Annotated in this window: 11 protein-coding genes; 2 read left to right on the forward strand and 9 right to left on the reverse strand. The window is 67.6% G+C overall.

What is annotated here, in order from left to right:
* Positions 1 to 46: 46 nt before the first annotated feature.
* The gene (locus ACOYYX_RS04480) at positions 47 to 2974 is read right to left on the reverse strand and encodes a PAS domain S-box protein (RefSeq protein WP_422928734.1); all 2928 of its coding nucleotides are present in this window, start codon (positions 2972 to 2974) and stop codon (positions 47 to 49) included.
* 513 nt (positions 2975 to 3487) lie between these two features.
* Here ACOYYX_RS04480 and ACOYYX_RS04485 point away from each other — a divergent pair.
* The gene (locus tag ACOYYX_RS04485; protein ID WP_422928735.1) at positions 3488 to 4129 is read left to right on the forward strand and encodes a ribulose-phosphate 3-epimerase; all 642 of its coding nucleotides are present in this window, start codon (positions 3488 to 3490) and stop codon (positions 4127 to 4129) included.
* Between the two features lie 112 nt (positions 4130 to 4241).
* Here ACOYYX_RS04485 and ACOYYX_RS04490 read toward each other — a convergent pair whose 3' ends face one another.
* The 8 genes from ACOYYX_RS04490 to ACOYYX_RS04525 form a co-directional block, all read right to left on the reverse strand.
* On the reverse strand, positions 4242 to 5522 hold the full coding sequence (locus ACOYYX_RS04490) for a serine hydrolase domain-containing protein (RefSeq protein WP_422928736.1): 1281 nt from the start codon (positions 5520 to 5522) through the stop codon (positions 4242 to 4244).
* 97 nt (positions 5523 to 5619) lie between these two features.
* Entirely contained in the window at positions 5620 to 6753 is a 1134-nt protein-coding gene (locus ACOYYX_RS04495; protein WP_422928737.1) for a universal stress protein, read from the reverse strand.
* 32 nt (positions 6754 to 6785) lie between these two features.
* On the reverse strand, positions 6786 to 7349 hold the full coding sequence (gene kdpC / locus ACOYYX_RS04500) for a potassium-transporting ATPase subunit KdpC (RefSeq protein ID WP_422928738.1): 564 nt from the start codon (positions 7347 to 7349) through the stop codon (positions 6786 to 6788).
* 53 nt (positions 7350 to 7402) lie between these two features.
* Entirely contained in the window at positions 7403 to 9541 is a 2139-nt protein-coding gene (kdpB, locus tag ACOYYX_RS04505; RefSeq protein ID WP_422928739.1) for a potassium-transporting ATPase subunit KdpB, read from the reverse strand.
* Positions 9542 to 9655: 114 nt separating this feature from the next.
* Positions 9656 to 11431: a potassium-transporting ATPase subunit KdpA gene (kdpA, locus tag ACOYYX_RS04510; protein WP_422928740.1), complete on the reverse strand. Its 1776-nt coding sequence runs from the start codon at positions 11429 to 11431 to the stop codon at positions 9656 to 9658.
* A 27-nt stretch (positions 11432 to 11458) separates the two neighbouring features.
* The gene (locus ACOYYX_RS04515) at positions 11459 to 11593 is read right to left on the reverse strand and encodes a potassium-transporting ATPase subunit F (protein ID WP_422928741.1); all 135 of its coding nucleotides are present in this window, start codon (positions 11591 to 11593) and stop codon (positions 11459 to 11461) included.
* A 248-nt stretch (positions 11594 to 11841) separates the two neighbouring features.
* On the reverse strand, positions 11842 to 12588 hold the full coding sequence (locus ACOYYX_RS04520; RefSeq protein ID WP_422928742.1) for a response regulator: 747 nt from the start codon (positions 12586 to 12588) through the stop codon (positions 11842 to 11844).
* Entirely contained in the window at positions 12585 to 14474 is a 1890-nt protein-coding gene (locus tag ACOYYX_RS04525; RefSeq protein WP_422928743.1) for an ATP-binding protein, read from the reverse strand. The genes ACOYYX_RS04520 and ACOYYX_RS04525 overlap by 4 nt, the downstream gene beginning before the upstream one ends.
* A 416-nt stretch (positions 14475 to 14890) precedes the next feature.
* Between ACOYYX_RS04525 and ACOYYX_RS04530 the strand changes: the two genes are divergently transcribed.
* Entirely contained in the window at positions 14891 to 15385 is a 495-nt protein-coding gene (locus ACOYYX_RS04530; protein WP_422928744.1) for a peptidylprolyl isomerase, read from the forward strand.
* The last annotated feature ends 62 nt before the right edge of the window (positions 15386 to 15447 follow it).

Here is a 15447-nt window from a genome sequence, read left to right on the forward strand (position 1 = left end):
GTCGGTTGAGTCGTACCCGTGGGCCCGTCCCTTCCGCCGCTTTGTTTCAGGCGGAGGGGCCGGGCCCTGCGAGTTGCTGGCCGCGGGCGAGCTGCGCGATCTGGCGGATCGCGGCGTCGAGCGTGGGGAAGTCGACCGGCTTGATGAGGTGGGCGACGAAGCCCGCCTCGCCGCTCTTTCGAAGGTCGTCCTCGGTGCCGAAGCCCGAGAGAGCGATGCCGGGCACCGGGCGGGCGCTCCGGATGTGGCGGATCACATCCAGGCCGCTGCCGTCGGGCAGGCCGATGTCGCTGACGACGAGATCGAACGGCCCGACGGTTCGCTCGGCCTCGATGGCCGCCGCCATGCAGTCGGCGGGCGCGACCTCATACCCTCGCGAGCGGAGCAGGCGGGTCATGACGCGGAGCGTGTCGGGGTTGTCCTCGACCAGCAGGACCCGGAGCTTCGGCAAGGGGGCGGATGAGTCGTCCTCGCTCGGCCTTGGTGGTTCGAGGGCGCGGACGGGCGGGGAGATCGTGGGGAGCCGGAGCGTGAAGGTCGCCCCCTGATTGCGCCCGGAGCTGGAGGCGGCGAGGCTGCCGCCGTGGGCCTCCGCCAGCGAACGGCTGATCGCCAGGCCGAGGCCGAGGCCGCCGAACTGCTTGGTGACGGCCGGATCCCCCTGCTCGAACGCGTTGAAGATCTTGGGGAGCACCTCGACGTCGATCCCGATCCCCGTGTCGCTGACCTCGATGACCCAGTCGGGCCGGGTCGCCTCGCGCCGGGCGGGGGGCTCATTGCGGGTCTTGATCTGGATCAGGCCGCGTTTGGGGGTGAACTTGACCGCGTTCTTGATCAGGTTCCAGATCATCTGCTGGAGCCGGGCGGGGTCGGCCTCGACGCGATTCTCGATCGCCTCCAGGCGCAACTCGAGGTTGAGCCCGGCCGTGCCGATCTCGTCGCGGCAGATCTCGAGCGCCCGGCCGACGAGCTCGTGGGCGTCGACGCTCTCTCGCCTGATCCGGAGCTTCCCCTGGCTGATCCGGGTCACGTCGAGCAGGTCGTCGATCAGGCGTGCCTCGAGCGCGATGTTCCGGCGCGCGATCTCGAGGGTCGGCCGGATCATGTCCGGCGTCTCCGAATCTTCGAGCATCGCCGTGACGTTCACGAGGACGGGGGTCAGCGGCGTCCTCAGTTCATGCGAGAGCGCGGCGATGAACTGATCCTTGGCGCGGCTGGCCGATTCGGCCGTCTCCTTGGCCGCGCGGAGTGCGTCCTCGGCCTGCTTCCGCTCGGTCATGTCGACGGTGATGCCGTCGAACCGGGCCGGGCGCCCCGAGGGGTCGTGGGTCGCCTTGCCGATGGCCCGGATCCAGCGGACCTTGCCGTCGGGGCCGAGCGTCCGGTACTCGATGTCGAACGTCTCCCGGGTCTCGATCGCCCGGCTCACGGCCTCGCGGGTCCGCTCGCGGTCCTCGGGATGGAGCAGTTCGTAGAAGAGGTCGAAGCTGACCTGGGAGTCTTGCGGCAGGCCGAAGTGCTCCTTGCACTTCGGATTCCAGCGCAGGCGGTTGAGCGGGAGGTCGCCGTACCAGAGCCCCAACTCGGTCGAGCGGATCACCAGGTCGAGCCGCTCCCGGTTGATGACCAACGCCTGGCTCGACTGCTTGCGCTCCGTGATGTCGTCGACGGAGAGCACCGCGCCGACGAGTTCCCCCTCGCGCAGGAGCGGCGAGCAGGAGAACGAGACCATGACCGACTGTCCATCCTTGCGACGCCAGTTCGCCTCGCGCTGGCGGATGATGACGGCCGACTCCAGGACGCTCTGGGGTGCCCAGATTTCGGGCGGCCCTTGCGGCGGGTTCCGATCGAGCCCGGGGGCGACGAGATCCTCGAGCCTCCGGTTCTCCAACTCGGCCCCCGTCCAGCCGAAGATCTGCTCGAAGGCCGGGTTCGTGAACGAGACCCGCCCCTTGAGGTCCAGCAGGCAGAGCCCCTCGGTGGCCGTCCTCGAGATGGTGTCGAGCAGCTCCCGCTGATGCCGGAGCGCCTGCTCGGTCTCCTTGTGAGCCTGGATGTCCGTGGCGGTCCCCAGCCAGGCCTCAATGCGACCATCCGAGCCGTGTCGGGGCGTGTTCCGCAGCAGGAACCATCGCGTTGAGCCGTCGCAGTTCAGGAGGCGACAAGGGAACTCGAACTTCCGGCCGGAGGCGAGCGCCTGGTCCCAGGCGTCTGAGACGCGCGGGCGATCCTCGGCTTCGATCGCTTGCGCCCAGCCGAGTTCGAGGCTCCTCGCCCGTCCCAGCCCGGTGTATTCGAGCCAGGAGCGGTTGAAGGCCTCGGGGCGTCCGCCGGCGTCGCAGATCCAGGCCGGGTCCGGGAGCGTATCGATCAGGTCGAGCCAGCGCGATTCGAGCGGCGGGGGGAGCGTCGGGCGAAATTCCTCGTCGGGCTCGGCCCCCTCGCGCGCGAGCCACTCGACGACCAGGGCCTCGCCGAGGTCCCGGAGCAGTTCGATGTCGTGGGGGGACCAGTCCCGCGGCCTCGGCTCGAGGACGCTCAGCACCCCGAGGGGTTCTCCTTCGGGCGAGCCGAGGGGGACGCCGAGGTAGGCCGACCAGCCGCCTCGCGTGTCGATGATCTCCGCGTCGAAGTCGGGCCCCGGGGCCTGGACGTCGGCGATGGCCAGCGTCCGGCTCGCGCGGAGGATGAGGTGGCCGAGCGGGTCGGCCTTGATCGCCTTGACGTCGATCGCGGGTCCTGATTCGGCCTCGGCCGTCCAGGCGTCGGCGCGCTCGACGGCCGCCTTGAGGGTCAGTTCCTGATCGTTGATGAGTGAGACCAGCACCAGGGGGGATTCGAGCGCCCTGGCCGTGATCCGGGCCCAGCGCTCAAGCATGGAGCCGTCTCCCGCCTCGGGCAGGGGCTCCTCCCGCGAGTGGGGACCATTGCCGGTGCGACGGGTCGATTCCTGGATCGTGCTCGGGTCGCTCATAAAAGCTCAGCCCGTCCTCGGTCCATGGACTGGGTCCCGATCCCTCTGATCGCTGGGACGCCGTTTTCATGGCTGGATGCGATGCCGTCGGTTCTGACGCGAATCGGGTCGGATCACGGTTCGTTCCACTTCCTGAGCGCCGAGGGTGTGATCGAGGCCTTCGAAGACGACGATGCCGGGACTCGGGACTATCCGCAGCGTTGGAGCGTTCGGAAAATCAGGCTTCGTCGGCGTTTCGGCCTGGGATCAAGCGGAGGTCGATCGGAGTGAGGCCAACGGGCGCAGTTCCGGAGACCGGTCATGCATGCATATCGCATTCCGGTTCCTCCTTTTTCTTGCCATCTTCGATTCATCATATGTGGTGCAATGCCCTCGTGGTTCGATGGGGGGGGGCGAGGTCGACCGGGGTCGAGGGGTGAGGCGGGGCGATCAGGGCGAGATGGGAGCGGCATCGGCCTTGCCTTAAATCCCTGGAGGCGAAGGCGTTTCCCGGCGGGTTCCGAGGGGGCTGCGATGCTGAGATGTTCGACGTCGCTGTGGTCGGCCGACCTGACGAACCTGGCGTCGGAGATCCGCCGGGTCGAGCCCTATTCGGAGCGGTTCCACCTCGACGTGGCCGATGGCCACTTCGTGCCGACGCTCCTCTTTTTCCCCGACCTCGTCGCGGCCGTGCGGAAGCAGACGCGGCTCCCCCTCGAGGCCCACCTGATGACGACCGACCCGCTCGCCTGGGTCGACCCTTTCGCCGACGCCGGGGTCGATGGGTTCATCGTCTGCCTCGACTCGGTCGAGGATCCGGGGCCGGTCCTCGACGCCATCAAGGCCCGAGGCAAGTTCGCCGCGATCTCGCTCCGGATCGAGGATCCGCTGGAACGGCTCGAGCCCTACTGGGAGAGGCTCGACCTCGTCACGATCTTCGGCACGAAGGTCGGTATCAAGGGGGCCTCGCTAGACCCGAGCATCCCGGATAAGGTCCGGCAGGCTCGCACTTGGATCGACGGGCACAAACTGGCGACAGAGATCGAGGTCGATGGGGGCATCCGTCGCCGGAGCGTACCCGCCCTCAAGGCCGCGGGGGCCGACTGGATTGTGCCGGGTTCGCTCATGTTCGGCGAGGAGCCGGCAGAGATGAGACGCTGGCTGGATGGGCTATGAGTGGGAAGGCTTTGGCGTGAAAAGAGGCAAATGTTTTCTCGATCCCGAAGAATAAGTGGGAACGGAGCTCGAAACGCTCCGTTCCCGAACGGATGTTGACAGTGACACGCCGTCAACGCTTCTCGCCGTAGATGGCGGCGGTCAGGTTGTAGGGGATGGCGCCGGCCATGCCCGCGATCGCGGTATTGGTGAGGAGAACGACGGTGAGCTTCTCGGCCGGGTCGACGAACCAGTGATGGCCGTAGGCACCGCCCCACTGGTAGGTCCGGAGGCTATGGGGGCCCAGGCTCTTCTCGGTGTCCTTCAGGACGGCGAAGCCGTAGCCGAATCCCCAGCCGGGGCCGAAGGTGGAGAGGATCGAGAGGCTGCCGATCCGGTTCGAGGTCATCAGCGCCGTCGTCTCGGGCTTGAGGATCGGGTCGCCCCCCTTGCGGATCGCTTCGAGCAAGGTGATGTAGTCGCGCGCCGTGCCGATCATGCCACCGCCCCCCGAAGGGAACGACTTGCGGTCGAAGACCCGCGAGGGGGCGTAGCGGATCTCGCCGGTCCCGGCGAAGGCCAGGCTGTACGGGTCGGTCATGCGGACCGGCTGGGGCGTGCCGTCGCCGTAAGGGGGGACGAGCCGGGCGGGGTCGCTCGCGTAGAAGGTCGTCTCCTTCATCTTGAGCGGTTCGGTCACGAGCTGGGCGATGGCCTCGGGGAGGGGCATCTTCGAGGCGCTCGCGACGACGGCCCCGAGGACGTCGGTCGAGACCGAGTAGTTCCAGGCCGACCCCGGCTCGAACGAGAGGGGGACCGAGTCGATCCGACGCAGGTTCTCCTCGAGCGAAAGCCCCGGCTGATCCAGGCCATCCGAGACCTTCGCCTTATGGTACGGGCCGTCCAGCGTCTCCAGGAATCCGTACGTGAGGCCGGAGGTGTGGGTCAGGAGGTGGTGGATCGTGATCGTCGGCTCCTTGCCGTCGGCGAGCTTGGGCCGGAAGTCCGGGAGATACTTGGTGACCGGGTCGTTGAGCTGGAGCTTGCCCTTGTCGACGAGGGCGAGCGCCGCGGCCGAGGTGAGCGTCTTGGTCATCGAGGCGAGCCGGAAGATGTCGTCCTCGCGCATCGGCCGGTTGGCCTCGCGATCGGCCAGCCCGACGGCGCGGTGGTAGACGACCTGGCCGTCCTTCGCGACGATCAGGACCGCCCCCACGAGCTTCTTCTCGGCGACGGCGGTGTCCAGCACCTTGTCGATCCGCTTCGCGAGCGGCGGTTCCTTGTCGATCCGCTTCTCGGGAGCCGGCTCTTTGTCGATCGGCTTTGCGGGAGGCGGCTCCTCGGCCCTCAATCCCGCCCGACCCAGCATGGCCAGGACCATCGCGATCACCAACGCAGTTCTCAAGGCTCTCATGCGATCCTCCGAGGCTCGAAATCCAACCTGTCGGCTAGGATCGTAGGGAGCCCCCGCGCCCGGGTCAATCGGCCCGATGCGCGGGGCGGCTGGCCAGTCAGACGTCGACGACCATGACGTCGACCCCCTCGCAGCGGCGGAGGACGCTCTCGAGGATGGAGGAGCCGAAGAGGCGGCCGTACCAGGGCTGACGGCTCTTGCCCATGACGATGACCTTGATGCCGTACTCGGTCGCGAACGAGGCGATGGTGCTGGCGACGTCCTTGCCGCGGAAGGTCATCGGGATGCCGCCAAGCTGCTGGGCGAGCTCCAGGTTCTTGCTCAGGACGCGCTGGGTGGCGGCGTCGACGCGGGTGAGATCCTCGGCGGGGGTCTGGATGTAGACGGCGTACCAGGGGGCGTTGAGCCGGTCGGCGAGGCGGGCCGTCTTGCGGAGCAGGGCGGGGGCGCTCGGGCTGCCGCTGGAGAGTCCGACCATCACCCGCTCGGTGACGGAGACGGGCGCCTGGTCGGCCTCGGCCCGACGGCTCCGGCGGTCGATGAGATGCGCCATCTCCGTGAGGGTGATCTCGCGGAGCCGGGTCAGGTTCGTCGCCGTGAAGAAGTGGCCGAGCGCCCGCTCGGCTCGCTCGGGGGGGTACACCTTGCCCGCCTTCAGGCGCTCGAGGAGGTCCTCGGCCGAGACGTCGATGTTGACGATCTGGTCGGCCTCGCCGAGCACGCTGTCGGGCAGGCGTTCCTTGACCTTCACCCCGGTCGAGCGCTCCACCTCGTCGTAGAGGCTCTCGAGGTGCTGGACGTTGACCGTGGTGATGACGTGGATCCCCGCCCGCAGCAGGTCCTCCACGTCCTGATAGCGCTTGCCGTGCCGGCTGCCGGGGGCATTGGTGTGGGCCAGCTCGTCCACCAGGCAGACGTTCGGCCGGCGCGCGAGGATGGCGTCGACGTCCATCTCGCGGAGGGTGACGCCTCGGTACTCGATCGAGCGGGGCGGTATGATCTCGAGGTCGGCGACCTGCTCGGCGGTCTCGGCCCGCCCGTGGGTCTCGACGATCCCGATGGCGACGTCGACCCCCTGTTTCTTGAGGCGCTGGCCCTCGCGGAGCATGGCGTAGGTCTTGCCGACCCCGGCCGACGAACCGAGGTAGACCTTGAGCCGGCCCCGCTCCTGGCGGCGGATCAGGTTGAGGAATTGCTCAGGGCTGGGTCGGGTCGGTTCCGTGGTCGCCATCGGGGGTCGCCTCCGGTCGGTCGTCGGTCGCGTCAGGACTTGGGGGCGTCCGCGTCGAGGGCGAGGTTCAGCTCGAGCACGTTCACCCGGGCCGGGCCGCCGATGATGGCGCCGCCGCGGCGGGTCTGCTCCTCGATCAGGGCTCGGACCTTATCGACCGAGATCCCCCTCGCGGCGGCGACCCGAGGCGCCTGGTAGAGCGCCCCCTCTGGGCTGATGTCCGGGTCGAGCCCGCCGCCGGAGGCCGTCACGAGGTCGGTCGGCACCGGCGACTCGGGGGTTGCCTTGTACGCGGCCGCGCGCTCCGCCAGCTTCTTGTAGAGGTCGGGATTCTTCGTCCCGAGGTTCGAGCCGCCCGCCGCGTCGGCCTTGTAGTCGACGGCCGAGGGCCTCGGCTGGAAGTACTTCTCGGAGGCGAACGGCTGGGCGATCAGGGCCGAGCCGATGACCTTGCCGTCGCGCTCGATCAGGCTCCCCTCCGCCTGGTGGTGGAAGAGGACCTGGGCGATCCCCCAGGTCACCGCCGGGTAGGCGACGGCGCAGATCAGGAAAGTCACGATGCAGGCGGCGAGCGCCTGGAATGTCGCGCGGAACATGGGAATCCGAACCTCTCTCGCTTGGACGTATTCTTCCCGGTCAGGAACGCGTGTTATTTGATGCCGACGATCGCCAGCAGGGGGTCGATCATCAGGTCGATGAGCTTGATGCCGATGAACGGAGCGATCACGCCGCCGAGGCCGTAATAGAGCAGGTTCCGCCGCAAGAGAGCCCCGGCGCCGACCGGGCGATAGGTCACCCCCTTGAGGGCGATCGGGATCAGCATCGGGATGATGATCGCGTTGAAGATCACCGCCGAGAGGATCGCCGAGTAGGCCCCGCCGTGGTTCGCCAGGCTCATCAGGTCGAGCACCTTCAGCTCGGGGAGCGTGACGATGAACATGGCCGGGATCACCGCGAAGTACTTGGCCAGGTCGTTCGCGATCGAGAAGGTCGTCAGGGCGCCCCGGGTCATGAGGAGCTGCTTGCCGATCTCGACGACCTCGATGAGCTTCGTAGGGTCGCTGTCGAGGTCGACCATGTTGCCGGCCTCCTTGGCGGCCTGGGTGCCGGAGTTCATCGCGACGCCGATATCCGCCTGGGCCAGCGCCGGGGCATCGTTGGTGCCGTCACCCATCATCGCGACGAGCTTGCCCCCCTGCTGCTCCTTGCGGATGTAGGCGAGCTTGGCCTCGGGGGTGGCCTGGGCGATGTAGTCGTCAACCCCCGCTTCCTCGGCGATGGCCTTGGCCGTCAGCGGGTTGTCTCCGGTGACCATCACCACGCGGAGGCCCATCTGGCGGAGCCGGGCGAACCGCTCGCGAATGCCCGGCTTGAGGATGTCTTCAAGCTTGACGACGCCGATGATCCGGTTGTCCTCGGCGACGGCCAGCGGGGTCGCACCGCCGGAGGCGATCGTGTCGACCGTGGCCTGATATCCCTCGGGAACCGTCCCCCCCTGATCTTGCACGTAGCGGGCGAGGGTGTCGGGGGCCCCCTTGCGGATCCGGTTCCCCTCGGGGAGGTCGATGCCGCTCATCCGGCTCTGGGCGGTGAACTCGACGAACGCGGCACCCGCGGGGGCCTGGCCGTCGATCGCCCCCTGGGTCCTGGCGAGCTCGAGGATGCTCTTGCCCTCGGGGGTCAGGTCGGCCATCGAGGCGAGGCCGGCGAGCCTGGCCACGTCGCGCGGGGAGGTGCCGCCGAGAGGGTAGAACTGCGTCGCCTTGCGGTTGCCGATGGTGATCGTGCCGGTCTTGTCCAGCAAGAGGGTGTCGATGTCGCCGGCCACCTCGACCGCCTTGCCGCTCTTGGCGATCAGGTTGGCGGCGAGCGCCCGGTCCATGCCCGCGATGCCGATGGCCGCCAGCAAGGCGCCAATCGTCGTCGGGATCAGGCAGACGAGCAGGGCGATCAGGGTCGGGATGTCGAGCGTCAGGTCGAAGTAGCGGGCCATCGGGTAGAGCGTGGCCGTCACGATCAGGAAGATGATCGAGAAGGCCGCGAGGATGATCGTCAGCGCGATCTCGTTCGGCGTCTTCTGCCGCGTGGCCCCTTCGACCAGGGCGATCATCTTGTCGAGGAAGCTCTGCCCCGGCTCGGCCGTGACCTGGATCACGATCCGGTCGGACAGAACCCTCGTGCCGCCGGTGACGCCCGAGTGGTCTCCCCCCGCCTCGCGGATCACCGGGGCGCTCTCGCCCGTGATGGCACTCTCGTCGACCGAGGCGACCCCCTCGACGACCTCGCCATCGGTCGGGATGACCTGACCGGCCTCGACGACGACGTAATCCCCCGAGCGGAGCCTGGTCGACGAGACCATGCTGCCTGCGTCGGAGCCGAGCCGGTCGAGTTTGAAGGCGGGGGTGTCCTGCCGGGTCTGCCTGAGGCTCTCGGCCTGGGCCTTGCCGCGGGCCTCGGCCAGGGCCTCGGCGAAGTTGGCGAAGAGCACGGTCAGCAGCAGCAGGATCGCCAGCGCGACCTGATAGACGATCAGCCCGAACGCCGCGCCCGAGACGATCGAGCCAAGGGTGGCGAGGATCGTGAGGACGGTCCCGACCTCCACCAGGAACATGACCGGGTTGCGGGCCATGACCACGGGGTTGAGCATCACGAACGACTGCGCGATCGCCATCCGCACGAGCGACGGGTCGAAGAGTCGCAGCTTGCGGGTCTGGCGCCTCTGCATCTTGAAGTTGAGGACGTCCTGGGACTCTCGAGGAGGAGCCCCCACTTCGGTCTCAAGGCTCATGGGTATCGAATCCTGCAAGGAGAAGGAGTTGCGAATGTCTTGGGTTGGAGTCCGGCCCCGCCCGGCGCCGGCGAGCCCGCTCTCCCTGGGCCCGCCGACGCGATCGGGTAGGGGTCAGGGGGCCGCCTGGGCGACCTCGGCGGGGGCCTTGGCCAGGTGGTCGGCGATCGGCCCCAGGACGACCGTCGGCATGAATGACAGGGCCCCGACGAGGATCACGGTCCCGAGCAGCATGCCGGCGAAGGTCAGGTTGTCCGTCCGCAATGTGCCCGTGGTCTGCGGCACGCGCTTCTTCCTCGCGAGGAAGCCGGCCAGGGCCAGCGGGAGGATCAGCGAGGGGAACCGGCCGAGGAGCAGGACGATGCCCGTGGCGATGTTCCAGGGCGGATTGTTGTCGGCCAGGCCTTCGAAGCCCGAGCCGTTGTTCGCCGCCGCCGAGGTGAACTCATAGACGATCTCGCTGAAACCGTGCGCCCCGGGATTGGCCACCGTCTTCGTCCCCCAGGCCGTCGCGGCGAAGATCCCCACCCCCACGCAGATCACCAGCGGGTGGATCAGCATGGCGATCATCGCGAGCTTGACCTCCTTGGCCTCGACCTTCTTGCCGAGGTACTCGGGCGTCCGGCCCACCATCAGGCCGGCGAGGAAGACCGCGACGATGATATACATCAGCATGTTCTCGAACCCGGCGCCGATGCCGCTGAACACGACGTTGAGCATCATCAGGCCCATCGGGATCAGGCCGGCGAGCGGGTTGAGGCTGTCGTGCATGCTGTTGACCGAGCCGTTCGAGGTGCTCGTCGTGATCGCCGACCAGGTCGCCGCGGCGACGGGGCCGAGGCGGACCTCCTTGCCCTCCATGTTCGGGCCCCTCGCCACGGGCAGGCCCTGTGTCGCGGCGCTCGGCTGCAACTCGGCCCAGATGGCGACGGACGCCCCAACGAGCAGGATGGCCAGCATCACCCCGTAGATCACGGCCGCGTGCTTGGCGTCCCTGAGCATCTTGCCGGCCATGACGATGGAGGCCATCGGCAGCACGAGGATGGAGACCACCGCGAGCAGGTTGCTCCAGGGACTCGGGTTTTCGAGCGGGTGCGACGAGTTAGGCCCGAAATAGCCGCCGCCGTTGGTCCCCGACTGCTTGATCGCCACAAGGGCGGCCACAGGGCCTCGGCTGATCGTCTGGGTCTCCATCTTCGTCGCGGCGCCGTCGACGGTGGTCGCGACCGCGGCCGGCGAGAAGGTCATCGGCACGCCCGAGGCCACCAGCAAGAGCGCGATCACCAGGCAGACCGGCGCGAAGACGCAGACGAGGCTCCGCATCAGGTCGACGTAGAAGTCCCCCATGTGCGAGTCGCCCCGCAACCCTCGGAGCGTCGCCAGCATGACGGCCAGGCCCGCGGCGGGCGTCACGAACATCAGCCAGACGATGCAGCCGAGCTGGCTGAAGTACGAGAGATGCTGCTCGCCCGAGTAGTGCTGGAGGTTCGTGTTGGTCACGAACGAGCAGACCGTGTTGAAGATGACCGCGGTGTCGGCCCCCGCGTGGTCGTTCCCCGCCGTGTCCTTGTACCCGAGCGCCCCGAGCGATCCTTTGCCGTCGGGGTTGAGCGGCAGGTGTTGCTGGGCGTAGAGCAGGCCGAAGGTCAGGATGAAGAGCGCGAGGTTGAACGCGAGGAAGGCGACGGCGTACTGCTTCCAATCCATCCGGAGCGGCTTGCGCCGGCCGATGAGCCGGCAGAGGAACATCGGGATGGCGTCGAACCCTCGACCCGCCCGTTCGTCGGGGACGTCGAGGGAGCGGAACATCGACCAGCCGAGCGGGAACGAGATCGCGATCGGCAGGAGGAACGCCCAGAACGGGTGAATCAGGGAAAAGCTCGAGTCCACGTCAGGAAATCTCCGGTCTCGGTTCGATCAGAAGCTCTCGGGTCGGATCATGGCGTAGGTCAGGTAGACCAGCGCCGCCACCGTCAGGATCCCGGTCAGGATGAGCATGTTCGGTCCTACCCAGTCAGTAAGGTCGGGGTCGTGATTCAGAGCCGGTCGCACGCCGCGACCAGGCCGAAGAAGAGGGCGAAGAGGGTCACCCCCAATGCCAGCGTTGCCAGAGCCATTGCCGACTCCTCCTTAATGAATGTCTTTGTATGTGCATGGGTTCGAAACATGAGTGCGGACGGCGAAACGGGCGGGCCGCCATGTCCTTTTGGGCGCGGCCAACGTGTCGAGTTTCGGTGGTTGTCGGGGCTCTCACTCGGAGCCCATCGGTCGACGACTTTCAACGGTCGCCGCTCAGGGAATCAGGAAGACTTCGATGGCTCGATGCGATCACCTGTGTCGATGGGGACCTCGCTGCGGCCGAACGTGAACCGCTCGTAGTATCGCAGCATGTTGTGCCGTGCCGGCTCGTAGTTGCGGTCGGCCTTCAGCGCCGCGCGGTATTCGCGATAGGAGTCGTCGTGCTCGTTGCGGCACTCGTGCAGGACCCCCATCAGGTTGTGGGCCTCCGCCGTCCCTGGGTCGAGGGCGATCGCCTGCTTGAGGAAGATCTCGGCCTCATCGAAGGCTCGGAGGTTCAACGCACGCTTGGCCATCGAGAGGTTCGCCGCGTACTGCGAGGCCGCGGTCACGACTTCGGGCGTTGCTTCGCGAGGACTACCCTCGCCCTTGCGCGTCGCGTTGCGCTCGAGGACCTCGGCCACCACCCGGCGCAGGGTCTCGGGGGTCAGCGGCTTGGAGAGGAAGTCGATGGCCCCGAGCTTCATCGCCTGCACGGCGTTGGGGATGCTCCCGTGGGCCGTCACGATGATGACCGGCGTGTTGAGCCCCTTTTGCCGGAGCTGTCGGAGCACCTCCATGCCGCCGAGGCCGGGCATCTGGAGGTCGAGCAGGATCAGGTCGGCCGCCATCTCGTCGAGCCAGCGGAGGGCGGTCTCGCCGTCCTCCGCCGTGGCGATGAAGGCATCCGTCGATTCGAGGGCCGTCCGGAAGACGAGCCGCACGTTGGGCTCGTCGTCGACGATCAGGATTCGTTTGGCTTGACTCATGACTTGCGAGCCTCGAAGGCCGCCGCGCCGTCCTCGACGGGGGCGATGGGCAGGGTGAACGAGAATGCCGTCCCCTTGCCGAGCTGGCTGCTGACGTCGATCTGCCCACCGTGGGCGATCACGATCTCGCGTGCGATCGCGAGGCCGAGCCCCGCCCCGCTCTCGTGCCGCGAGCCTGGCACGCGATAGAACTTCTCGAAGAGCCTCGGCAGGTGCTCCGGTGCGATCCCCTCGCCATCGTCGACGACGCGGAACTGCACCGAGGGGCCCTTGCTGCCGTCGTCGGCCTTCTCTTCGACGAGCCCGGCCTCGAGCCGCACGGTACCGCCCCGGCCGGTGTGGGCGAGGGCGTTGCCGAGCAGGTTGTCGAAGACATGGCCGATACGGTCCAGGTCCGCGAGCACCGGCGGCAGGTCGCGAGACACTCGCGACTCGAGCGTGATGCCCAGGTCCCTCGCCTTCGACTCGGTCCTCTGGATCGAGGCGTCGGCCAGCTCGGCCGGGCCGCGAGGGCTCAGGTCAAGCCGGACCCGCCCGTGCTCGATCCGGGTCATGTCGAGCAGGTCGTTGACCATGGCGAGGAGCCGCTCCGAGTCCTGGCGGGCGGCCAGGACCAGCTCCGTCTGCTTGGGAGTCAAGGGGCCGACGATCTCCTCGAGCAGTAGGTGGACGGCCATCTGGATCCCGGTCAGGGGGGTCTTCAATTCGTGGCTGACCGTCGAGACCATGTCGCTCTTGAGCTGGTCGACCAGGCGGAACTTGGTGACGTCCATCAGGACGACCGCCGCGCCGAGGAGCCCCTCGTCGACCCGGATCGCCAGGACCCGTGGCAGGAAATAACGCTCCTGCACGTTGTCCCGGAAGGCGATGGCGTGGTCGAAGCTCGTCGGCAGGTGGTCGGGCCCCCCCGAAAGGACCTCGTCGATCGCGGGCCGGAGCAGCGGCGGGGGCGTCCAGGGGATCGAGTCGCCGGTGGGGATGACCCCGAGGATGCGCCTGGCCGCAGGGTTGGCCCGCTCGACGGATCCGGCCGGGTCGATGACGACGACCGGGTCCGGGAATGAGTCGATGGTCGCCTGCGCGGTCTTCTGGGCCCGGAGTAGTCGGGCGGTCCCCGCCTGCTGGAACTCCCGGATCGTTCGGGCCATGGCGTTGAAGGCGGTGGCCAGCTCGCCGAGCTCGTCCTGGGTGGTCGCCGGCACGAGCTGGTCGAGATCCCCCCTGGCCATGGCCCTCGCCCCTCGCGTCACCGCGCGGATCGGCTCGAGGATCGACCGGCTCAGGAGGAATGCGATCAGCGACGCCACGGCCGCCGACACGAGCAGGATGGTGATCATCAGCCGCGTCGAGACCGCGGCGGCCTCTCGGGCCCGGGAGCTCTCGTGCTCCATGTTCTCCTGGTTGATCCCGAGCACCGCGTCGGCCTGGGCCTTGATCTCCCGGAACGTCGGCAGGAGCTGCTGGAAGTAGAGCTGGGTCCGCTCGGCCTCCTTCTCGGTCCCGAGCGCGAAGAACCTGCCGGCGAGGTCGAAGTAGCGGGCCTGCAGGGCGGTCAGCCGCTCGGCCATCGGGCCTTCGCCCGGCAGGGTCACATTCCCTTGCTCGATCTTGAGATTCCTCGCGAAGATCGGCCGGTTCTCGTCGAACTGCGCCCGGGCTTCCGCCTCCCGGCCGCCGATGGCGAACAGGAAGGCCGAGTCGATCCGCTCGAGCGACTCCTTCATCCCCTCGGCCGCCAGGACGCTCGCGTAATTCTCCTTGAGGATCACGTCGATGTTGTTCCCGAGCCTCGTGAACATCACGATCGCCCAAAGCCCGAGCCCCACCATGATCGCCAGCAGCGGGGTGATGCCGATCAGCATTTTCGTGCGAAGCGTCTTGATCATGGTTCTCTCGGGCCTCTCGTTGGCCTCTTCAAAAGCAAGGGGCGTGCCTTGTCCGGAATTTGGTTCGTAAGTCTATGGTGGAAAATTGGTTCGGGATAATCGGCGTCGCGCGGAGGCTTCCGGACCCTGGTCGAAACAGTCCCCGGTCGTGCATTTTGCCAGGCCCATGCGTGCGGTTTGCATCGGGGGGCGGAACCGCGTCGAATGGGCGTCGTTGGGCGAATCATTCAATTGCGATCGAGAGCGAACCTTGCTGGATAACTTGAGCCTCGGCGCCTGAGTCGCTACCTTGAGGGCCTTGTGTTCGGCGAAGGATGTGGACGCGGGACGGCCGAGCCGGCTCGCGTCCATGGCGCAGCTTGATGCACGAATCGCCGAAATACGAGCCTTGAACCCTTAAGAGGACGACCACGCACATGGCCCGACCCCGCGTTTACTTCGACATCACCATCGACGACAAGCCCGCCGGCCGCATCACGTTCGAGTTGTTCGACGACGTGGTCCCCAAGACCGCCGAGAACTTCCGGGCCCTGTGCACCTCGGAGAAGGGCTTCGGCTATAAGGATTCCCACTTCCACCGCGTGATCCCCCAGTTCATGCTCCAGGGGGGCGACTTCACGAACCACAACGGCACCGGCGGCAAGTCCATCTACGGCGCCAAGTTCAACGACGAGAACTTCCAGCTCAAGCACGACCGCCCGTACCTGCTCTCGATGGCCAACGCCGGCCCGAACACGAACGGCTCGCAGTTCTTCATCACCACCGTCGTGACGAACTGGCTCGACGGCAAGCACGTCGTCTTCGGCGAGGTCACCGAGGGCGAGGACATCGTCAAGAAGATCGAGAGCCTCGGCTCCAGCAGCGGCCGCACCTCGGCCAAGATCACCATCGCCGACGCCGGACAGCTTTGATCGTCCCCCCGCGAAGCTAACCACGAGGCCGAGCGTCGCACGCCCGTCGATGCTCGGCCTCG

It is taken from the genome of Singulisphaera chitinilytica (genome assembly GCF_049331405.1).
Taxonomy (GTDB): Bacteria; Planctomycetota; Planctomycetia; order Isosphaerales; family Isosphaeraceae; genus PoT.